Source organism: Nocardia noduli (assembly GCF_019038455.1).
In the GTDB taxonomy this organism is placed as follows: domain Bacteria; phylum Actinomycetota; class Actinomycetes; order Mycobacteriales; family Mycobacteriaceae; genus Nocardia; species Nocardia noduli.
The window spans coordinates 41,737-62,173 of record NZ_JAFMPL010000025.1; the positions used below are offsets into that span (position 1 = coordinate 41,737).

The window sequence follows — 20,437 nt, forward strand, 5'->3', positions numbered from 1 at the left end:
AATTCCGGGCATCGCCCGGATCACAGCACCTCGGCCGGTCGGCGTGCGCCGGTCTCGACGATCAGACTTCCCTCCAGCGCGTATCGCGCGACCGCGTCGGCGGCCCACAGCGCGAAGAACACCAGCCCGGCCACGGTGGAGACAGCGACGGCCCAGGTGACGGCTCCGCCGCCGAACCAGATGATCTCCAACGCGATTCGCCACGGCCCGCGCAGCCGGAAGCGTGCGTCGCGGGCCGCTCCGAACAGCGCCCACATCATGATGAACAGCAGTGGCGCGACCACTCCGGCGACGATCCGCAGCACCGGCGCGCCGTCCAGGGTGAAACCCCAGACCGCCGCGCCCGCGATCACCCCCAGTTCCAGCAGGAACATCAGGAACAGGGCTGCGCCCTTGGCGATTCGCACGGCAGATCTCCTCAGCGCCAGATCAGTTTGAGCACCGCCGGTGTCAGCAGCATGCGGATCACCGTGGCGTCGAGGATCAGCGCGGCGATCATGCCATAGGCGATGTACTTCATCAGCACGAGGTCGGAGAACCCGAACGCGCCGGTGACCACGATGAGAATCGCTGCGGCAGAAGTGATCACGCCGCCGGTGTGGGCGATGCCGTAGCGGATCGACTCGGGCGGATCGGCCCCGCCCGCTCTGGCCTCCGCGACCCGGGACAGCAGGAACACCTCGTAGTCGGTGGACAGACCGAACACCACGGTGACGATCAGGGCCAGCACCGCGAACATCAGCGGACCCGGCGTGAAGTGGAAGAGTTCCGATCCGTGCCCCTCCACGAAGATCCAGGTGAGCACGCCCAACGTCGCGACGAGACTCAACGCGCTCATCGCCACGGCCTTGAGCGCCAGGATGATCGACCGGAACGCCGCGTACATCAGCAGCAACGCGGCCAGTGCCAGCAGCGCCACCAGCAACGGCAGCCCCTCGAGCAGTCCGTTGATACTGTCACGTTCCAACGCGGGCACCCCGGCGACCATCACCTCGACACCGGGTGGTTCCGGTATCGCGCGCAACGCGTCGATCACGCGGTCGGCGTCGCGTTTGTCGCCGAGCCCGGCGTTGAGGACGTTCACGCCGTCCTTGGTCGTGGCACTGGGTTCGAAACGCCCGGTGAGTCCGGGCACCTGGTTGGCCTCATAGCGGATATCGCTGAGCTGCTGCGGATTCGCGCCGACGATCACCAGTTTCAGCGGTTCGGTGCGGAAACTCGGGAACAGTTCGTCGAATCGTTCCTGGGCGATCCTGGCCGGGTTCTCGGAGGCCAGGTACTTCTCGCTGATACCGCCGAATTCGATATGCCGGAACGGGATCGCGAGCGCGAGCAGCGCCAGCACGATCGGAATCGTCACCGCCCACGGCCGCCGCATCGCCCAGCGAGCGAGCCGGGAGAAGAATCCGGCGTCGATCTGCTCCTCGGTCTTGGTCCGCGAGAATCGCTTCCAGCCGAGGAAATCGATACGGCGACCGGCGATACCGAGCGCCGCGGGCAGCGCCGTCACCGAGAGCAACGCGGCCAGCAGCACCGAACTGATACCGCCGTAGGGCACCGATCTGAGTACACCGTTGGGGAAGATGAACAGCGCGGCGAGACTGATGGCGATGATCCCGGCGGAGAACATCACGGTGCGTCCCGCCGTCGCCACGGTGCGCGCGGTGGCCTCCTCCACGGTGCGGCCCGCGGCGATCTCCTCGCGGAATCTGGTCACCGTGAACAATCCGTAGTCGATCGCCAGACCGAGACTGACCAGGGTCATGACGGTACTGGCGAAGACGTTCACGTCGATGATCCCGGTCAGCACCCGCATGATGCCCGCGGTGCCGAGGATGGTCATCCCGCCGATCAGCACCGGCAGCAGCGCGCCGACCATGCCGCCGAAGACGAAATACAACAGGATCGCCACCAGTGGCAACGCGATGAGTTCGGCCCGGTGGATATCGTTCTGCATCCCGGTGTTCAGACCGGCCAGGATCGGCTGTAATCCGGCCGTCTGCACGGTGGTGCCGCCCGGGCCCGTGCCGGGACCGCCCGCGCCCAGATCGTCCTTGATCGCCGCGTAGTTCTCGACGGTCGCGGTGCCTTCGCCCCGCAATCCCACGCTCGCGAAGGCGTGCTTACGCGTGGCGTCGGTGGCATTGGCGGCGAACGGGCTGTCCCAATAGCTGTCGATCTTCAGGATTCGATCTGGATACTCGGCGAGCAACCCGGCCAGCGCGCCGGTGACGGCCGCGCGGACCTCGGGATCGTCGACCGTCGCGCCCTCGGGCGCGGTGTAGAGCAGGATCAGGTCGCTGTCGGTATCGCGGCCGAAGGTGTCGTCGGCGATCTTCGACGCGGCCACCGATTCGCTGCTCTCGTCGAACCAGCCCTCCTGTGTCAACCGTCCGGCCAGGTCACGTCCGTACCAGCCCGACAGCAGCACCGTGAGCACGAAGACGGCCAGCACCAGATAGCGGTTGCGGTAGACGAAATATCCCCAGCGCAGGGATTTCGAATCCGGTCCCGCCGACGACGAGGACGCCGAACGCGACCGAACCCGCAGATTCACCATCACTGGGCTATCCGCAGGCCGGGGTGCGGTAGTCGGCCGAGCGCAGGATGCCGCACAGATCGGTCCTCGAGATCTTCCATTTGCCGTCGATCAGCACGAAATGCACGATGGTGGTGCGGATGACGGTGCCGCTGCCGTCCTTGTCCAAACGCATGGTCGCGGTCAGCGTGCCGTCGCGATTGTCGAACACCGGATCGGTCACGCCGTAGATGGCGCGCGGATTGTCCTGCAACGCCTTGTACATATCGGGGATGGCGTCCTTGAAGACGTTGCCGTCCTCGATCAGATCGGTACGTTCGCTGTCGGGCAGCGCCGGATCCAGCGCCCGCTTGATCTGCGCGTCGAGTTGCGCCGCCGACGGCAACGGCGGATGCGCCGCGCTCGACGACGCCGCCACCGACGAGGACAGCGATTGGTTGGCGCGCGAACGCGCGGCGTCGACGGACGCCTCGTCCGAACTGGAGTCGCAGGCCGAGACCACGGCCAGGACACCGGCCACGGCGAGGACGAATCGGGCGAGTCGTGTGGGTCGCATCACTTCCTAGATACCATCTATGACGGATCCGATCCGCCCCAGCAGGGCGCGCACGGTCGTGACGTCCCGGTCCGCGACGGATTCGACCGGCGCGGCGTCGGGGATCATATCCCGGACAAGTGCCACGACACTGCGTTCGTCGTCGAGATCGACATCGGTGACCCGCACCGTGGCCACCGCGACCACGTCCTCCGGCCCCGGCACATCGGTGGTGAGATCGGCCCGGTAGATCTCGAGCGTGAGCGTGGACCTGACCGTACGGAACGCGTAGGGCCTGCCGTCGGCCGTGGTACCGAATCCGTGCGCGTACCGGCCGACGGTGATGTCGTCGACGGCGAATTCCGGATGGTGGTCGGATTTCAACCGTGGCTCCCTCTCGGTGGCGTCGCGTGACGGTGGCTGGTGCTCGGATCGGACCGGTACTGCGTCGTTCGGGTATTCCAACTTTAAGGTAACGCGGGTCACCGACAATCCGTGACCGCCCCGACCCCGGTCCGCCACGGTGTCGCCCCGACATGGTCAGATGGTGTCGGTTCGGGATGTCACCTCGGTAGTTAGGAGTCGGTGGATGCGCCGTCGCGGCTCGGTTCCCTGTGCGCTGGTGGGCGCGGCGGTACTGGCTTTGCTGGCCGGATGCTCCTCCGACGGGGACACACCCGACCTGCCCACCCGCGATCCCGCCGTCGCCGCGGTCGCCCCCGCGACGACGGTGAAACCGGCGGGCCAGGTGACGGCCCGCACCGGTCCGGTCGGCGCGCTGCTGACCGAATCGGGTACCGGGCAACTCGTCGCACTCGATGCGAACACGCTCTTCGTGCTCGATCCGGCGAATTTCCAGGGTGGCGCCCAGGCTGGCAGACCGCTCGCGCTCCCCGCCCCGGGCACGGCACTGGCGCAGGGTAAACCGGGCGAAGTCCTGATTCCCGCCCGTGACCGCGTCCTGCGCGTGGACCTCGCGACCGGAGTGAGCACCCAGATCACCGTCGACGGCGACGTCAGGTCGGTGGCGTACCGGCCCGACGGCACCCTGGTCGTCGGCACCGCCGACGGGAAGGTCCGCACCCTCGCCGCCACCGGGGAGGTGCTGGAGACCGTGTCGGGTCTGGCTTCGGCCGACGTCCTCGCCCAGACCCCCGACCACCTCACGGTTCTCGACCGACGCCAGACCTCGATCACCGAGATCGACCCGGGCAAGGATCGGCTCGGACTGGCCCTGCGCGCGGGCGACGGCGCCACCGACATGATCGCCGACCACTTCGGCCGGATCATCGTGACCGATACCGCGGGCGGCGAACTCCTGGTCTACACGACCGGACCTCTCGTACTGCGCCAGCGTTTCCCGGTAGGATCGTCGCCTTACGCACTCGCCTACGATCGACGGTCCGAGACCGTGTGGGTGACGTGCACGCAGAGCAACGAAGTCGTCGGATTCGATCTGTCGACGGGTATACCGAAGGAAGTGGGCCGCTTTCCGACCGTGCGCCAACCCGATTCGGTGACCGTCGACGAACGCACCGGTGATCTGTTCGTCGGATCCGCGACCGGTGACGGTCTGCAGCGGATTCCCGCGGACGAGCGGAAGAGAGGGCAGTAGATGGCGCCGAACACCTCCCGCGGGGCACTACCGGCGAGCTGGGAGACCACCAGCGACGATTACGAGTATGTGCCGCTGCGACTACCCAAGGACGTGAACCGGGTCACCGCGTCGATGCGCCTGGCGATCCAGGCCGAATTCGGCGGCTGGGAGCTCTCACGGGTGCGCGCGTACACCGACGGGAGTCGTCGGGTGTTGTTGCGCCGCCGAAAATCGGCGACGCAACCCCAGTCAGAGCCGGGGATGTGACGCGGCCGATGTACACACTGGTGCTTCGCTTGATGTTCCTGGTTCCGCCGGAGCGGATCCATCATCTCGTCTTCGCCGCGATGCGCCTGGCAGCGCGTTTCGCACCCGCACGCTGGGTATTGAACTGGCTGCTGGTGTCCGACGACCCGATCCTGCGCAACACCGCGTTCGGTGTCGACTTCCCCGCACCGCTCGGTCTGGCCGCCGGTTTCGACAAGAACGCCGACGGCGTCGATGTGTGGGGTCCGCTCGGCTGGGGTTTCGCCGAGGTCGGCACCGTCACGGCGCAGGCGCAACCGGGTAATCCGGCGCCTCGGCTGTTCCGGCTGCCCGCCGATCACGCGCTCATCAACCGGATGGGGTTCAACAATCACGGTGCGGCGCGCGCCGCCGGACAACTGCGGGCGCGGACCAGCACGGTGCCGATCGGCGCCAATATCGGCAAGACCAAGATCGTCGAACCCGCCGACGCGGCCGCCGACTACGCGACGAGCGCGGCACTGCTCGGACCGCTCGCCGATTTCGTCGTCGTGAACGTCAGCTCGCCCAATACGCCGGGCCTGCGCGATCTACAGGCCGTCGAATCCCTGCGGCCGGTGCTACAGGCGGTACTCGACGAGGTCCGGGTTCCCGTCCTGGTCAAGATCGCCCCCGATCTGTCCGACGACGATATCGACGCCGTGGCCGACCTCGCGGTCGAACTCGGGCTCGCGGGCATCGTGGCCACCAACACCACCATCCGCCGCGACGGCCTGCGCACCGACGCCGCCGAGGTCGCCGCGATGGGGGCGGGCGGTCTGTCGGGCGCGCCGGTGGCCGACCGTTCCCTCGAGGTACTGCGCCGTCTCTACCGCCGGGTCGGTGACCGCGTCGTCCTGGTCTCGGTGGGCGGCATCGAAACTCCCGACCAGGCCTTCGAGCGCATCCTCGCCGGGGCCACCCTGTTGCAGGGGTACACCGGTTTCATCTACGGCGGACTCTTCTGGACCCGCAAGGTCCACCGCGGGATCGCCGACCGCCTGCGCGAGCGTGGTTTCTCCTCGATCGCGGAGGCGGTCGGCGCCGAGCACGTGACGCAGGCCTGACTCCCCTACCCGCGCACTCGCGGTGGTTCGATCACCCGTCGCCCGAACCCGGGGCCGCCCGCGCGCCGACGGGGTGACTGCTCGTCCCTCTCGTCGTTCATCCGGCCCAGGATCTGTGTCGCCAGCAGGATCAGCGCCTGTTCCACGGTCAGACCGAGCGCGGCGGCACGAATCTCGGCGGCGGCGTGCAGGGCCGGATCGTGCACCCTGGCCAGATCGCTGAGCATTTCGTCGAGTTCCATGCCTGCCAGCGCCTGGTCCCGGGTGAGCTCACGGTCCGGCAGCCAGCTCAGCCGCCAGACCTCCTCGTCCGATCTTGTTGTCCGGCGCGCCGATTCGGGTGTCACGCCGCTGATCATCATTCGTGTGGTGATGTGTAACTTCATCACTGCCTTCGGGTCTCACAGCAGAGCAGGAACTGCTCGAGGGAATTCGTGGTCGTCCGGCACTACCCGGTGACCGCGCGAAGGTCATCGGTGCGTGTCGGAATGCCTGGGTGCTGACGGTTTCGCGGAACCGTCCCCGCGGGTGCTCGAGTGCTGTCGCCGGTGGCATATCCACCGGTCACTTCGGCGGCCACGAATGTCCTCGTCGATCCTGATCCCGTGGCACCGGCCCGCCCGCGTCGACGCGCTCGGTGCACCGTGGATCACGGCCCTGTGGATCACGGTGATCACCAGATCCTCCCTGACTGGTGGACGACGTAATCGCCTGACTCCCAGTGTGTCCGGTGCCGCGGCGAGATGCCACCGATTTCCGGGCAGTTGCCGAGGACGTTCAGGGCAATTGCCCCCGCCACGTGGGTGTTTGCCGGAAAAGGTGTGGCCTAGCCCCCTTACGCGGAATATCGTTGGGGCAGGCGCATATCGGCCGAACGCCAGAAAGGCGGATCGCGCGCATGACATCGCAGGACGCCCGAACGGTGATGATTCGCGACATCCTCACGCGCCTGTGCACCTACTACGGCCTCAAACCGGAACGCCTCGGCAGCACCGAGATCGACGTCGGGCCGCTGCTGGAACTGGCCGTGGTCCGCGAGCACGCGCGCAGGACCGGGACATCGCCGGGCGCCTCCATGCTGCCGGTGGTGCGCGACACGGCCAGGATGCTGCCGCCGACCGATCTGCTGATCGCCGACGCCACGCTCTCACTGGGCCATTTCCGCGGGAACCCGCCCGATGGCATCGATCTGGACCAGCTCTACGCCGACCGTCTCGGCACCCGCCGGGAATATCTCGTCCAACAGTGGCGGCCCCTGCACGAGGCATTGCACGCCGAAACCATCCCGGCGACACCGACGGTCAAACGACTGCGGACCACAACCGAGAGCGACACGTTCACCGCACTGGCGACACTGCTGGCGACCGGCTCCGGTCACGTCCCCGGCACCGCCGCGAGCGGCAAAATCCTGGTTTCCCTACCGGATTCGATGCCGCGCGCGGGACAGGTGACCGTCATCGGCGATACCGTCATCGACGACATCTACCGCGTGGACCGCTTTCCCTCGGTCGAGACACCCGCCGAGGCCGACTACATCGGTCATCCCGGCGGCAAGGGACTCAATCGCGCGGTGGCCGCCGCGCGGCTCGGCCTCGACGTGCACCTGCTCTCGGTACTCGGCGACGACGACAGCGGCCGCGATATCCTCGACTACCTGGCCCGCGAGGGTGTGCGCCGGGATCTGATCAAGATCGCGCGCGGCGGAGCGACGGCACGGACGGCCGTGATCATGAACGCCAGCGGCGACACCCTGCTCATCGGCTCCCGCGACGAACGCAGCACCCTGGAGTTCGCCGACGTCGACACCTCGGCCACCGTCGCCGTGATGGAAAGTTCCGATGTCGTCCTGCTGACCTTCGAACATCCCAGGGGCATCACCGAACGTGTGCTCGCGATGTTGCGCCGGATGCACCCCGCGCCGCAGGTGATCCTGTGCCCCACACCGAGTGTGGCGGTGCCGCAGGATCTCTACCGTTACCTCGACGCGGTCGACTACATCGTCGCGACCCCGACCGAACTCGCCAGGATGCTGCCCGACCAGCCCCCGGCGAGCAGCGCCGACAGCGCGCGCAGACTGCGCGGCCTCGGCGTGCGGGTGGTCTGCGCCATCGAGGAATTCCGGTGCGCGGTCTGGTCGGAAGAGGTCACCCTCGACATCGCGCATTTCCAGGGCGCGCTCAAACAGGCTCCGGGCGCCACCGCGGCCTTCGCCGCCGCCCTGGCCTATCGCATCGCGGTCTCGGACGGTCCGCTCGGGCGCGACGACATCGTCTGGGCGACCGCAGCGATGATCCCGACCCAGAAACTGGGCCCGGCGGCGGCGACCATGCCGGAGAAGAGCCAGGTCGACGCGATCGTCGCCCTGGCGGGCGATCGCGGCTGACGCCCGACGGCGACAGCGCCGGAATACCCGACTGTTACGCGACTTCCGCCGCGCGCAGCCGGGCGACCATCCGCTCGGTCAACAGCAACAGCGCGTCCTGCCAACCGATCTCGAGTACATCCGCGCGATCGGCGATCGCCGCGTGCGCGATCGAATCGTGGACCAGATCGGGGTCGCTGAGGAATTCGTCGAGTTCCATCCCCGCCAGTGCTTCCTCGCGGAGCAGCAGGCGGCCGGGCAGCCAGCTCAGGCACCAGGGACGACTGGACCGGAGGGGCCGACGGTAGGCGAATTCGGGGGAAAGATCGCTGGTCATCTTCCAGGCGGTCGCGTGCACGGTCATTACTGCTCCGGTATCAGGTCCAGCTGCTCGAGTGGGATTCCGAGTTGTCCGGCGGTGTGGACGGCCCGTAGGAACGTGGCGTTGTCGTACCGGAACGATCGGGTGCTGACGATCTCCGCGAGATCCATCCCCGCGAGGGCCTGCTCACGGGTGAGCAGGCGATCCGGCAGCCAGCTCAGCCGCCACGATTTGAGCCACTTGTCGGCGACGCGATGCGCCCCGTGCTCGGTGATATCGCTGGTCATCGACCAGTCGGTGACGAATATGGTCACGAATTGCTCCTATCGAGCATCCGCAGGTAAGCGATCATTGTCCGAATATCCACGCCGACAGGACTTTCCGGCGGGAGAGCGTTCGAGTTGCCGCGGCCGGGAATCCGGCCGGACGTTCCGCGTCGACGGCACCGGCGAGCGATCGGCTCAGCCTGGGAAGTTCGACTCCGCTTCGCTGCCGGGGCGGTGCTGTCCACGCCGCCGATTACGTCGCTTCACGAGATTCATTCTGATCACCAGACCCTCCCGAGCTGCTGGTGGGCGATGTTCCGCTGATACCAGTGTGGCTGGTTCCGCGGACAATCGCTACTACCTATTTGCCAATTGACATCTCAACTATGTCAATTGGCATGACACACTTATGGTGTTCACCGTCAATAGTCTGGATAAACCAGCAAATGCCGCCTATGGTGGGCGCGGACACCGAAAGAACGCTTCGCCACGGGGAGGAGTCGATCGACCGATGGCGGCCCAGGACTCGGCGACCGTCGCCGTACGCAACGTCCTCGCCCGGCTCGGCAAGCACCGAGGTCTCGCGGAGGGCGCCGACCGGCTCCGCACCACGCAGGTCGACATCGCCCCCCTCTTGGAACTACCGGTCGTCGAGGACCGCGCGCGGCGCGACGACCTGCCTCCGAACGAAGTCGTGCTGTCGGTTGTGCGAGAATTCGCCCGGCGACTGGCACCCACCGACCGCCTCATCGCCGACGCGGCGCTGGCCCTGGGCCTGCTTCGTGAAAACCCTCCGGTCGGTATAGATTTCGATCTCCTCTACGCCGCCGATCTCGGCGCACGCCGGGAGTATCTGACGCAACAGTGGCTTCCACTCCACGAGAGTCTGGGCGCCACAGCGATTCCGACCCGGCCGACCGTCCGAACCCTGCGCGCGACACCGGAGCGACGTGCGTTCACCGCCCTGGCCGCATTGCTGGCCGCCGGTATCGAGGTCGAGCCCGAAGATCTTGCTCCGCGCGCCGATTCGGCGTCGACGACCTTGGGAACGGTCACGGTGATCGGCGCCGCGGTGATCGACCACACCTACCGCACCGATCACATTCCCACCGCCGACGGCAGGCCCGCGCTCGGACGGTTCAAGGAACAGATCGGCGGGAAAGGTCTCAACCGGGCCGTCGCCGTGGCGCGTCTGGGTTTCCAGGTCCGGCTGATCGCGGCTGTCGGCGACGATCCCGCGGGCAGGCGTATCCTGCGCTACCTCCGCAAGGAGGGCGTCGATACCGAACTGGTCAAGATCGTGCCCGGTGAAGCGACCCCGGTGGCCGCGGTCATCATGGCGGGCAATGGGGCCAGCGCCGTCATCGGCAACGTGGACGACGCCGTCCGGATCGATCGGGAAGATCTGAACGCACCCGCGGCACGCCGTGCGATCACCGAGGCCGACGCGGTGCTGATGACCTTCGAACAGCCGATGACGATCATCGAACACACGCTGGAGATCTTGCGCTCGGTCCCGGACGGACCGTGGCTGCTGGTGCAGCCGACGCCGTCGATCCCGTTTCCGCAATACCTGTACGAATTCTTCGATCGCATCGACTACCTGATCGGCAGCGAGCAGGAGTTGCGCGGACTGTTGTCGAAATCCCGTACCAAATCAGATGATTCGGGCAACTCGCCGGATATTCCCGAGCAGCTGCTCACCCTCGGTGTCGAAACAGTCTGCACCGTACAGGGATTCGAGTGCACGGTGCATTCCACCGACAAGAACGTCATCGACATCCGGCGCTTCGCCGCCGCCCAACTCGACGAATCACTGGGCGCGCGAGCCGCGTTCATGGCGGCCCTCGTGCACCGACTGGTCACCCGGGACCGGCGCGCCGATCGCGAAGCCTTCCGGTGGGCGACCGCCGCCATGGTCGCGACCCAGTCGTTCGGCGACATTCCGGGCGCGATGCCCGACACCGGCCGCATCGATCGCATCGCGCGATCACCGATGGACGACGGCGGCGGCTGAGAGAACCCGGCGACGCACCGTGCGAATCGGAAACCTCCGCATGCTCAGTCGGTCACAATGTCGTCACAATCTGGCAATATCGTCTCGCCCAACCCATCCGGGAGAAGTCCCGTTCACGATTCGGAGGAGCATTGACCATATCCGGGTGCAGTCTCGGAGATACCGAACACCGGTTGACGCGCAAGGGGCGCGAACTGGTGATTCGGGTCGCGGAACTGCCCGACCCTCACGACGGCGGGCATGTTCTCGTGATCGGCGATATCGCCGACAATTGCCTGGTACGGATACATTCTCGATGCCTCTACGGAGACGCGCTACAGTCCGACGACTGCGACTGCGGGCCCGAACTGGACCTGGCCATGGACCTCATCCAGGACGAGGGTTCCGGCGTGCTCGTCTACCTCGAACAGGAAGGTCGCGGCGCCGGGCTGATTCGCAAGGCGATGGGCCTGCACACCAGCGAACAGGCGGGACTCGACACCTACGAGAGCTACGCGCGGCTCGGCATTCCGCTGGATTCCCGACGCTACGACGCCGCCGCCAAGCAACTGTTCGATCTGGGCCTGAGCCAGATCCGTTTGCTCACCAACAATCCCGCCAAGGTGGACGCTCTGCGGGCGTCGGGTGTGCGAGTGTCGGTGGTGCCGTTGGTGACTGAACCCAAGAGCGAACGGGCACGCCGATACCTGCGGGCCAAACGCGACTTCGGGATGCACTGGCTGCCGTGAGGATCTCCGGTCGCTCTACGTACTTCCGCCGCCCGATTCGCGAATAACGGACACCATTTGTCCCATTCTCTGGCTACGATAAGTGAGCCGCGCCACTCGATGACGCGCCGACCCGCGAGACGATGACAAACGCACCGCCACATTCTGTCGTGGTTGCGGGTCCAGCCGGCACACTGCGGGCGCATCGAGATCGGCTCACGACAGAGTTACCGGGACAGGGAAGATGAGCACAACAGAAATCGGTTTCGCACACGAGTCCGGCAAGACGGTGTACACCGTGCCCGAGGCATTCCAGGAGACAGCGAGATTGCGGCCGGATCAGGTCGCGTTGCGCACGGTCGGCGGCACCCTGGAGATCACCTGGAAGCAGTACGCGGAGCGGGTCGAGGCGCTCGCCACGGGGCTCGCCGCCCTCGGCGTCGGGCCCGGTGACACGGTCGGCATCATGCTCACCAACCGGCCCGAGTTCAACCTGATCGACACCGCCGCGCTGCACGTGGGCGCGACGCCGTTCTCGATCTACAACACCAGCTCACCCGAGCAGATCACCCATTTGTTCACCAACGCGGAGAACAAGGTCGTCGTCACCGAGAACGCCTTCCTCGACGTGATCAAGGCCGCCGGGGTGCCCCTCGAGCACATCGTGCTGGTGGACGGGCAGGCCGAGGGTACGGTGTCGCTGGCCGATCTGGAATCGACCCCGGCCCCCGACTTCGACTTCGCCGCCGCCTGGCAGGCGGTGAAACCGGAAGATCTGGCGACCCTGATCTACACCTCGGGCACCACCGGCCCGTCGAAGGGTGTCGAGATCACCCACCGCAATGTGCTCGCCCAGATCATCGCGCTCGTCAAGGGGCCGCTTCCGGTCGGACTGGACGACCGCGCGATCTCCTATCTGCCCGCCGCCCATGTCGCCGACCGCATCTCCGGGCATTCGATCAGCCTGCTGACCGGCATCCTGATCACCACGGTGCCCGATCCTCGCGAGATCGCCGTCGCGCTGCCCGATGCCCGCCCCACAGTGTTCTTCGGTGTTCCGCGCGTGTGGCAGAAGATCAAGGCCGGTATCGACGGCAAGCTGGCCACCGAGGCGAGCCCGGTCAAGAAGGCGCTCGCGCAATGGGCGGTCGAGACCGGCGTCGCCGCCGCGCGGGCCGACCTGTCGGGCAAGGGCCGCGGCCTCGTGCTGGGAGTGCAGTACAAGATCGCGGACGCGCTGGTGCTGTCCAAGCTGCGGCACGCGCTCGGCCTGCAGAACCTCAAGGTGGCGGCGTCGGGTGCGGCGGCGATCCCGCCGGAGACGCTTCAATACTTCCTCGGACTCGGACTCGCCGTGAGCGAGGTCTGGGGTATGTCGGAGACGACCGGCGTCGGCACCTTCACCGAATTGGACAAGCCGCGACCGGGTTCGGTCGGCCGCGCGGTCGACGGGCTGGAGATCCGGCTCGGCGAGGACGGTGAACTGCTGGTACGCGGCGCGATCGTCACCCCGGGCTACCGCAAGCAGCCGGACAAGACCAAGGAAGCGCTCGACTCCGACGGTTGGCTCGCGACCGGTGACGTGGCGACCATCGACGCGGACGGCTACGTGCGCATCGTCGACCGCAAGAAGGAACTGATCATCAACGAGGCCGGGAAGAACATCTCCCCGACCAATATCGAGAACGCGGTCAAGGCGGGATCGTCGCTGGTCGGCCAGGTGGTCGCGATCGGCGAGGCCAAGCCCTATATCTCGGCGCTCATCGTGCTCGACCCGGATACCGCGGCCATCCGCGCCAAGGAATTCGATGCCCCCGCCGACGATCTGATCGCGCTGGCGAGCCGTAAGGAGATCATCGACGAGATCCTCGCGGCGGTCGTCGCCGGGAACAAGAAGTTGTCGCGGGTGGAGCAGATCAAGCGCTTCACGGTGGTCGGCACGCCGTGGGAGCCGGGCGGGGACGAGTTGACCCCGACCATGAAGCTCAAGCGCAATCCGATCGCCGCGAAATACGCCGAGGAGATCGTCTCCCTCTACGCCGATCCGTTGCCCGAGACCGTGATCAACGTCTGAACCGACGACAAGGGCGGTGGCACCGAGCGCTCGGTGCCACCGCCCTTCGGTCTACTACTTCTGTTCGTAGGTGGCGACCAGAACCGCGCGCGCCAGGGTGTGGGAGAACAGATTGAAGCCGAGGAACGCGGGCGTGGCCGTCGCTTCGATACCCAGGCTCTCCACGTCGACCGCGTGGACGACGATGAAATACCGGTGCGGGCCGTGTCCGGGCGGCGGGGCGGCGCCGACGTAACCGGCGAAACCGCCGTCGTTGTTCAGGGTGATCGCCCCGGTCGGCAGCGTGCCGCCCTCCGAACCCGATCCCGCGGCCAGCGAGGTGACATCGACCGGAATGTCGGCGACGGCCCAGTGCCAGAAACCCGAGGCGGTCGGCGCGTCCGGATCGTAGACGGTGACCGCGAAACTCTTGGTCCCCTCGGGGAATCCGGACCAGGACAGCTGCGGCGTGATGTCCTTGCCGCCCGCGCCGAACACTCCGCTGACCTGGTCGTTGCTCAGCGCGCCTCCGTCGGTCACGTTCTCGGAGGTCAGGGTGAAACTCGGGACCTGCGGGAGTGCGTCGTAGGGATTGTGGCGGTTGTCGGTCATCTTCTCTCTTCCGGGTTGTCGGTCAGCGGTGATGGTCGGGAGGATTCAGCTGTTGAGCAGGAAATGTTCGAGGACGCGGGTGCCGAACTCGAGCGCGTCGACCGGGACGCGTTCGTCGACGCCGTGGAACAGCGCGCTGAAATCCAGATCGGGCGGCAGCTGCAACGGCGCGAACCCGAAGCATCGAATTCCCAAGCGGGCGAACGCTTTCGCGTCGGTACCGCCGGACAGCATATAGGGCACGGTGCGGCCCTGGGGATCGTTGGCGAGGATCGCGGCGTTCATCGCGTCGACCAGGTGACCGTCGAAAGTCGTTTCGTAGGAATCGAGTTTGGTGATCCACTCGCGTTCGACATCGGGGCCGATCAGTTCGTCCACCTCGCGTTCGAACGCCTCCTGCCGTCCCGGCACCACGCGGCAGTCGATGACCGCCTCCGCGGTCTGCGGGATGACATTGGCCTTGTAACCGGCTTGGAGCATGGTCGGATTCGCGGTATCGCGCAGGGTCGCGCCGATGATGCGTGAGATGGTGCCCAGTTTCGCCAGCTGGCCCTCGATATCGGGGCTGTGCGGATCGAAATTCAGTCCGGTCTCCTCGGCCACCGCGGCCAGGAATTCGGCCACCGAATCCGAAAGCACCAGCGGGAAGGTGTGTTTGCCCAGGCGCGCCACCGCGGCGGCGAGGATGGTCACGGCGTTGTCCTCGTGCAGGAACGAGCCGTGACCGGCACGGGCCTTGGCCCGCAGGCGCATCCAGCCCAGCCCCTTCTCGGCGGTTTCCACCAGGTAGAGCCTGCGTTCGGTGCCGTCGGGGCGCGGCACCGTCAACGAGAAACCGCCGACCTCACCGACCGCCTCGGTGATGCCGTCGAACAGATCGGGGCGATTGTCGACCAGCCACTGCGAACCCCATTTGCCGCCGTTCTCCTCGTCGGCGAGGAAGGCGAAGACGATATCGCGCGGCGGCACCGTCCCCTCGATCTTGAACTGGCGCGCGATGGCCAGCGTCATGCCGACCATATCCTTCATATCGATCGCGCCGCGTCCCCACACGTAACCGTCGCGCACCGCTCCCGAGAACGGATGCACACTCCAGTCCGACGCCTCGGCGGGCACCACATCGAGGTGACCGTGCATCAGCAACGCGCCCCGCTCGGAATCGGCTCCCTTCAGCCGCGCGAACACATTTCCGCGCCCGGGGGCACCCGATTCCACGTATTCGGTGGTGTAGCCGACCTCTTGTAACTGTTCGGCGACCCACTCAGCGCATTCGCGTTCCCCTTTGGTCGTCGCGAGCTCGCCGGTGTTGGAGGTGTCGAATCTGATCAGCGTGCTGACCAACTCGACGACCTCGTCCACCGCGCGCGACCTGCTGCTGATCTGACCTGATCCTTCGCCAGTAACGGACACGCTCCCTTTCCTACCACTGCGGGCGCTCCGACGGCACCACCCCACCCGGCGCAGGCGCGCGCGAGCGGCGCTGGCGTGGCAGTTCTCGCGACCGCGCCTCAACATCACACTGATCGCAAAGCCACGACGGCACGGGTTGCCGAAATCCTCCGATCGGCGCATGGTCGGAGCTATCCGATCGGCGCGAGGAGGTGCCATGCGGCTCGACCCGAACCGGGCGCGCGATCGTTTCGCGGGCGAATCCGTCGCCAGGCTGGCTACGGTCTCACCCGACCTGACACCGCATATCGTGCCCATCGTCTTCGCGGTGTCCGACGACGTCGTCTACACCGCCGTCGACGCCAAACCCAAGACCACCACGGCATTGCGCCGACTGGCCAATATCGCCGCCAATCCCTCGGTGGCCGTCCTCGCCGACCGCTATACCGACGACTGGAACCACCTGTGGTGGGTCCGCGCCGACGGTCGCGCGCACCTCGCGGACGAGGCCGAGGCCGAACGCGCGCTCGTGCTGCTGACCGCCAGGTACCGCCAGTACGTCAGCCGGCCTCCGCCCGGGCCCGTGCTCGCCATCCGGATCACCCGCTGGACCGGCTGGTCCGCCGTCTGACAGCCGAGGGTGAACCGGGGTAGCCCTCCCCGACCAGGTGGCAGCCGACGAAGGCCGGGCGTGAAATTCGTTCCTCACCGTCGCGCGCCCCTGAGCTCGGCCACCCGGCACCGCCCCGACCTGCGTCGGGCGATCCGTGCGTCGTGGGCCGTCCCTTTACCCCACGGATGGCCCGCGCACGGAATCGGCGACGCAGGCTTCGGCGATGGCGGCCACGTGGCGGTGGTCGGTGCCGCAGCATCCGCCGACCACCACGAGGTTCGGGTATTCCCGGCGCAGCGCCGCGTACCGCGCGCCGAGTTCGGCCGGATCTCCGGCGTCGAGTTCGGTGGCGTTGTCGAGTTCCTCGTGGCTCTGCCGAGACGCGTTCGCGCGCAACAGTCCGATCCGGTTCGCCCAGTGTTCCTGTCGCAGAACGGCTTCGAAGTGGTCGGGGTGGGCGCAGTTGATGCCGTAGTGCAGGGGGTAACCGTCGGTGGCCCGCTCGACCGCTTCGATGGCATCGGCCAGCGATTGCCCGGAGGGAAGTGTTCCGTCCGTCTCGACGGTGAACCCGACCGCGACGGGTATCGACTCGGCCCGCGCGGCCGACGCCACGCCGATCGCCTCGTCGGAGTAGGTCATGGTGAGCACGGTGACGAGGTCGGCGCCCGCGGCGGCCAGCGCGGCGATCTGTGGACGGTGATAGTCGCGCGCTTGCTCGATCGACATCCGGGCGCCGACGTCGTAGCCGTCGCCGCGCGGCCCCACATTGCCCGATATGACGACCGCGGTCTCCGGTGCGTATTCCGCCCTGATCCCCCGCAGCAGTTCGACCGCGTCGGTGTTGGCCGCCCGCAGCCGGTCGCCGTCGTAGCCGAGACGCGCTCCCCAATCCGAGGACGCGCGCCAGGTGGGGGTGTCGAGCACGATGCCGATTCCGTTGCGGTGGGCGATCTCGGCGTAGCGGCGGTAGTAGCCGCGCAGGAGGTCGCGGCCTGATTCGGCCGCCAGCAGCGGGAACGCCGCGAAATCGGGCAGATCGATGCCGTCGTGGAAGACGAGTGTCGTCTCCAGGCCACCGTCGGTGAGCAGCAGTCGGCCTGCGGGCAACGGCGAAGTCGAGCGGGAGGCGTTCATCACGGATCCTTGTCCAGGGGTCGTCGGGTGGACGGTCTTGGATGAAACGGGGAACTCGGTACTTCGGTTCGAATCCGCGCGAACGGCCCCCTGTACGATTCCGGGGCGAACGCGCGCGATCGAGGAGCGAGCATGCTGAGGCAGTTGTACTCGACCGAAGGCCTGCTCGAGGCGCCGGTGGTGGAATCCGATGGCAGCGTGGTCTTCTCGAATGTGACCGCGGGCGGGGTGTATCGGCACCGCGACGGCGACACCGGGGGCGTGATCGAACGCCGACGCGGTATCGGCGGACTGGCCGCCCACGCCGACGGCGGTTTCGTGATGACCGGGCGTGATCTCCGCTTCGCCGACGGCGACCGGCAGCACACGCTCCTGTCGATCGACGGGGCCTCGGGATTCAACGACCTGACCGTCGGGGGCGACGGTTCCGTCTACGTGGGCGTTCTGCGCCATCATCCCCAGCGCGGAGAACCCGCTGTGCCGAGTGAGGTCGTGCGGATCGATCCCGCCGGTGTCGTGACCGTGACGGCGACCGATATCAGGTGGCCCAACGGACTCGGCTTCGCACCGGACGACCGCACCCTCTACGTCAGCGAATACGCCGAGGGCCGGGTGATCGCGGTGCGCGAGGGCCGCACACGGGTCTTCGCCACGGCTCCGCGCGGTGAGTGCGACGGCCTCGCCGTCGACGTGGAAGGCGGGGTGTGGGTGGCGCTGGGCAGTGGCAGCGCTGTCGCACGCTTCACCGAAGACGGCGCACTCGACACGGTGATCGATGTCCCCGGCGGGTTCGTCTCCTCGGTGGCCTTCGACGGTGACGTCCTCTACATCACGACGGCGGGGAGCCTGTGGAGTGCACGGGTGGGTGTCCGGGGACGCCCGATTCCGGCCGCCCGTGTTCCCTTGCCGTAGCCCGGCGGCCTCGGTCGAAAGTATTGGGCGTGAACGGGAGACGCCGCGAATTCGACAGTCGGACGGGTGCCGATCGGCCCTCGCGACCGCGGCCCCCCGGGTACCGGCGGCCGAATGTGGGTAATGCCGTGGAGTGAGCGATGAGGAGAACACTGTCGACCCGACCGCGCCCACGCCCGAGCACGACCGTTCGCGGGCCGTCGTCGAACAGGTGAAAGGTGTGGTGATGCTGGTGTACGGGATCACCGCCGAGCGGGCCGCCGACCTGCTCCGCACCTGCTCGCAGGACAGCAATATCAGCACCGCGCAGCTGGCCGAACGGATCGCGACCTGCTTGCCGACCCTGTCCGATTCATCCGCCCTGTGGGACACGCGGGTGCAACTGAACCGGATTCTGCTGGTCCCGAACGCGCACGGGGCGGGCCGCGCGCGCTGAACCCGCGACGCCGCCGCGTTACCGCAGCGGGACCACCGACGTCCCTACCATGGGACAGATGGACAACGACAGCTCGGAAATCAGCGGTAAGGATCCCGATGGTGCGCCGGAATGCGGTCCGGCGTGCTGCGACCCGGCCGAGACCTCGACTGTTCGCGACGTGGCGCGCTGGGTCCTCGCCTCGGCGATGATCTTCGCGGGCCTGAGCCATCTGTTCTGGGCCAGGAAGGATTTCCAGGCCCAGGTGCCCGATTGGGTGCCGCTGGACAAGGACGGTGTCGTCATGGCGTCCGGGGGCGTGGAGATCGCGCTCGGCGCGAATCTGGCACTCGCCGATCGGGACCGCGCCAGGACCGGACAGGTGCTCGCCCTGTTCTTCCTCGCCGTCTTCCCCGGCAATCTCGCGCAATACCTCGGACGACGCGACGCCTTCGGCCTCGACACCGACCGCAAACGCTTGATCCGACTGTTCTTCCAGCCGGTCCTGATCGGATGGGCGCTGTGGTCGACCCGCCCGCCGCGCTCAGGTCGATGACAGGCCGGAACCCACCCCGCGCGACACGTCGGTACCCGACCGTCCGGGCCACCTGACCTCGTCGACGATCGCCGCCGACGCCGCCCGGCCTTCCGGTGCCGCCACCAGCGGGTACACGTGGATCGCCCCTTCGCACACGGTGACCCTGATGTCGGTGCCCGCCTCGGCGGCGCGGCGACGCAGGCGCAGCACATCGGGGTAGAGCAGATCCCTGGTCCCGATATAGACGTGGGTCGGCGGCAGGTCGGCGAGCGGGCCGTTGAGCGGGCTCAGCAACGGATCGCCGAGGTCGGTGCCGTGCGCCCACGCCCGGCCCGCCTCGACGAGCCCGGTCCGGCTCAGCCACGGATCGTAGATATCGCTCTGCTCGGACATGGTCAGGTCAAGCCACGGCGAGAGGAGTATCAGCCGGTCCGGCCGACGGGATACCGGCAGCGCCTGGACGAAGCCGAGCGCCAGCCCGCCACCGGCCGAATCGCCGATGATCGTCACCGTCGCGTCGGGGTGTTCGGACAGTGCCTGCTCGTAGGCGGCGGCCAGCATCGGGTAGGCGTCACGATAGGAGTACCGGGGCGAGAGGCCGTAGATCGGCACCTCCACGGCGACACCCGCGTCGGCCAGGCGCGAGATCAGCGTCCAATGCGGGCGCGCGATCTGCCGGTAATAGCCACCGCCGTGCACGTACAGCACCAGCCGAGCCGCCGGGCCCGCCGCGGGCAATACGCTGTAGCAGGCGAATTCACCGACCTGCCGGGCGCGGATCGCGTGGCGGGCGCGGAGCTTTCGCGGCGGCACCCCCGATTCCTTCGGCGCCGTGATCTGCGCCCACGCTCGCGGCACGGTCGCCATCTGCGGTTTGGCCACCCGCTGCATGTACAGGCTCGCCATCCTCATCGCGAAACTCATCGGTCGAACCCTTCGTCGTGGCGCGGGTCGCGCGCTCGGGAACCGCGGCGACCGCCCGGCCGCCGCGACGGCGACAGCCGTGAACCGCGACGCAACCGCGATACCCGGGTATCGGCGGATCACACCTCGTGGCCTGCCACCTCAGGT

22 protein-coding genes are annotated in these 20,437 nt (G+C 67.4%); 11 read left to right on the plus strand and 11 right to left on the minus strand.

Annotated features, from left to right (window positions below; translation table 11 throughout):
- Positions 1-20 precede the first annotated feature (20 nt).
- From JZ792_RS16595 to JZ792_RS16610, 4 genes are read right to left on the minus strand one after another with little or no spacing between them, the layout of a single operon-like run.
- Complete coding sequence (locus tag JZ792_RS16595; protein ID WP_216911364.1) at positions 21-407, minus strand: YrdB family protein; 387 nt, start codon at positions 405-407, stop codon at positions 21-23.
- An 11-nt stretch (positions 408-418) separates the two neighbouring features.
- Positions 419-2,560 carry an MMPL family transporter gene (locus JZ792_RS16600; protein ID WP_216911365.1) on the minus strand — a complete coding sequence of 714 codons (2,142 nt, stop codon included), beginning with the start codon at positions 2,558-2,560 and terminating at the stop codon, positions 419-421.
- Positions 2,561-2,567: 7 nt separating this feature from the next.
- Positions 2,568-3,095 (minus strand): WKL family lipoprotein, encoded by a 528-nt coding sequence (locus JZ792_RS16605; protein WP_216911366.1) that lies wholly within the window; start codon positions 3,093-3,095, stop codon positions 2,568-2,570.
- Between the two features lie 6 nt (positions 3,096-3,101).
- Complete coding sequence (locus tag JZ792_RS16610; protein WP_216911367.1) at positions 3,102-3,458, minus strand: hypothetical protein; 357 nt, start codon at positions 3,456-3,458, stop codon at positions 3,102-3,104.
- A gap of 205 nt (positions 3,459-3,663) precedes the next feature.
- Between JZ792_RS16610 and JZ792_RS16615 the strand changes: the two genes are divergently transcribed.
- Genes JZ792_RS16615 through JZ792_RS16625 form a run of 3 tightly spaced genes read left to right on the plus strand, consistent with a single transcriptional unit; the run spans position 3,664 to position 6,023 of the window.
- On the plus strand, positions 3,664-4,689 hold the full coding sequence (locus JZ792_RS16615; RefSeq protein ID WP_216911368.1) for a hypothetical protein: 1,026 nt from the start codon (positions 3,664-3,666) through the stop codon (positions 4,687-4,689).
- Positions 4,690-4,938 carry a DUF5703 family protein gene (locus JZ792_RS16620; protein WP_109525935.1) on the plus strand — a complete coding sequence of 83 codons (249 nt, stop codon included), beginning with the start codon at positions 4,690-4,692 and terminating at the stop codon, positions 4,936-4,938.
- An 8-nt stretch (positions 4,939-4,946) separates the two neighbouring features.
- Positions 4,947-6,023, plus strand: a complete 1,077-nt coding sequence (locus tag JZ792_RS16625) for a quinone-dependent dihydroorotate dehydrogenase (RefSeq protein WP_216911369.1) — start codon at positions 4,947-4,949, stop codon at positions 6,021-6,023.
- Positions 6,024-6,028: 5 nt separating this feature from the next.
- Here JZ792_RS16625 and JZ792_RS16630 read toward each other — a convergent pair whose 3' ends face one another.
- The gene (locus JZ792_RS16630; protein ID WP_216911370.1) at positions 6,029-6,370 is read right to left on the minus strand and encodes a hypothetical protein; all 342 of its coding nucleotides are present in this window, start codon (positions 6,368-6,370) and stop codon (positions 6,029-6,031) included.
- A gap of 551 nt (positions 6,371-6,921) precedes the next feature.
- On the opposite strand from JZ792_RS16630, the gene JZ792_RS16635 reads away from it, so the two are divergent.
- Complete coding sequence (locus tag JZ792_RS16635; RefSeq protein WP_216911371.1) at positions 6,922-8,406, plus strand: PfkB family carbohydrate kinase; 1,485 nt, start codon at positions 6,922-6,924, stop codon at positions 8,404-8,406.
- A gap of 34 nt (positions 8,407-8,440) precedes the next feature.
- Here JZ792_RS16635 and JZ792_RS16640 read toward each other — a convergent pair whose 3' ends face one another.
- The gene (locus JZ792_RS16640) at positions 8,441-8,749 is read right to left on the minus strand and encodes a hypothetical protein (RefSeq protein ID WP_216911372.1); all 309 of its coding nucleotides are present in this window, start codon (positions 8,747-8,749) and stop codon (positions 8,441-8,443) included.
- Positions 8,749-9,021: a hypothetical protein gene (locus tag JZ792_RS16645; RefSeq protein WP_109525932.1), complete on the minus strand. Its 273-nt coding sequence runs from the start codon at positions 9,019-9,021 to the stop codon at positions 8,749-8,751. The genes JZ792_RS16640 and JZ792_RS16645 overlap by 1 nt, the downstream gene beginning before the upstream one ends.
- 463 nt (positions 9,022-9,484) lie before the next feature.
- Here JZ792_RS16645 and JZ792_RS16650 point away from each other — a divergent pair, with 463 nt between their 5' ends.
- The 3 genes from JZ792_RS16650 to JZ792_RS16660 all read left to right on the plus strand — a co-directional run bounded on the left by JZ792_RS16650 (position 9,485) and on the right by JZ792_RS16660 (position 13,771).
- Complete coding sequence (locus tag JZ792_RS16650) at positions 9,485-10,990, plus strand: PfkB family carbohydrate kinase (RefSeq protein ID WP_216911373.1); 1,506 nt, start codon at positions 9,485-9,487, stop codon at positions 10,988-10,990.
- 131 nt (positions 10,991-11,121) lie between these two features.
- Positions 11,122-11,718, plus strand: a complete 597-nt coding sequence (locus JZ792_RS16655; RefSeq protein ID WP_254189923.1) for a GTP cyclohydrolase II — start codon at positions 11,122-11,124, stop codon at positions 11,716-11,718.
- 223 nt (positions 11,719-11,941) lie between these two features.
- Positions 11,942-13,771: an AMP-dependent synthetase/ligase gene (locus JZ792_RS16660; protein ID WP_216911374.1), complete on the plus strand. Its 1,830-nt coding sequence runs from the start codon at positions 11,942-11,944 to the stop codon at positions 13,769-13,771.
- Between the two features lie 54 nt (positions 13,772-13,825).
- On the opposite strand, the gene JZ792_RS16665 is transcribed toward JZ792_RS16660, so the two are convergent.
- The gene (locus JZ792_RS16665) at positions 13,826-14,362 is read right to left on the minus strand and encodes a YbhB/YbcL family Raf kinase inhibitor-like protein (RefSeq protein WP_216911375.1); all 537 of its coding nucleotides are present in this window, start codon (positions 14,360-14,362) and stop codon (positions 13,826-13,828) included.
- 45 nt (positions 14,363-14,407) lie between these two features.
- Complete coding sequence (locus JZ792_RS16670; protein WP_216911376.1) at positions 14,408-15,772, minus strand: M20/M25/M40 family metallo-hydrolase; 1,365 nt, start codon at positions 15,770-15,772, stop codon at positions 14,408-14,410.
- Between the two features lie 196 nt (positions 15,773-15,968).
- Between JZ792_RS16670 and JZ792_RS16675 the strand changes: the two genes are divergently transcribed.
- Positions 15,969-16,382, plus strand: a complete 414-nt coding sequence (locus tag JZ792_RS16675) for a TIGR03668 family PPOX class F420-dependent oxidoreductase (RefSeq protein WP_216911377.1) — start codon at positions 15,969-15,971, stop codon at positions 16,380-16,382.
- 156 nt (positions 16,383-16,538) lie between these two features.
- Here the strand turns inward: JZ792_RS16675 and JZ792_RS16680 are convergent, their stop codons facing one another.
- Positions 16,539-17,501, minus strand: a complete 963-nt coding sequence (locus tag JZ792_RS16680; RefSeq protein WP_216911378.1) for a homocysteine S-methyltransferase family protein — start codon at positions 17,499-17,501, stop codon at positions 16,539-16,541.
- Positions 17,502-17,633: 132 nt separating this feature from the next.
- Between JZ792_RS16680 and JZ792_RS16685 the strand changes: the two genes are divergently transcribed.
- From JZ792_RS16685 to JZ792_RS16695, 3 genes are all read left to right on the plus strand, one after another.
- On the plus strand, positions 17,634-18,413 hold the full coding sequence (locus tag JZ792_RS16685; RefSeq protein ID WP_216911379.1) for an SMP-30/gluconolactonase/LRE family protein: 780 nt from the start codon (positions 17,634-17,636) through the stop codon (positions 18,411-18,413).
- A 133-nt stretch (positions 18,414-18,546) separates the two neighbouring features.
- Positions 18,547-18,849 carry an ANTAR domain-containing protein gene (locus JZ792_RS16690; protein ID WP_216911380.1) on the plus strand — a complete coding sequence of 101 codons (303 nt, stop codon included), beginning with the start codon at positions 18,547-18,549 and terminating at the stop codon, positions 18,847-18,849.
- A 58-nt stretch (positions 18,850-18,907) separates the two neighbouring features.
- Positions 18,908-19,384: a DoxX family protein gene (locus tag JZ792_RS16695; RefSeq protein ID WP_254189924.1), complete on the plus strand. Its 477-nt coding sequence runs from the start codon at positions 18,908-18,910 to the stop codon at positions 19,382-19,384.
- Here JZ792_RS16695 and JZ792_RS16700 read toward each other — a convergent pair.
- On the minus strand, positions 19,373-20,290 hold the full coding sequence (locus JZ792_RS16700; protein ID WP_216911381.1) for an alpha/beta hydrolase fold domain-containing protein: 918 nt from the start codon (positions 20,288-20,290) through the stop codon (positions 19,373-19,375). The genes JZ792_RS16695 and JZ792_RS16700 overlap by 12 nt on opposite strands.
- Between the last annotated feature and the right edge of the window lie 147 nt (positions 20,291-20,437).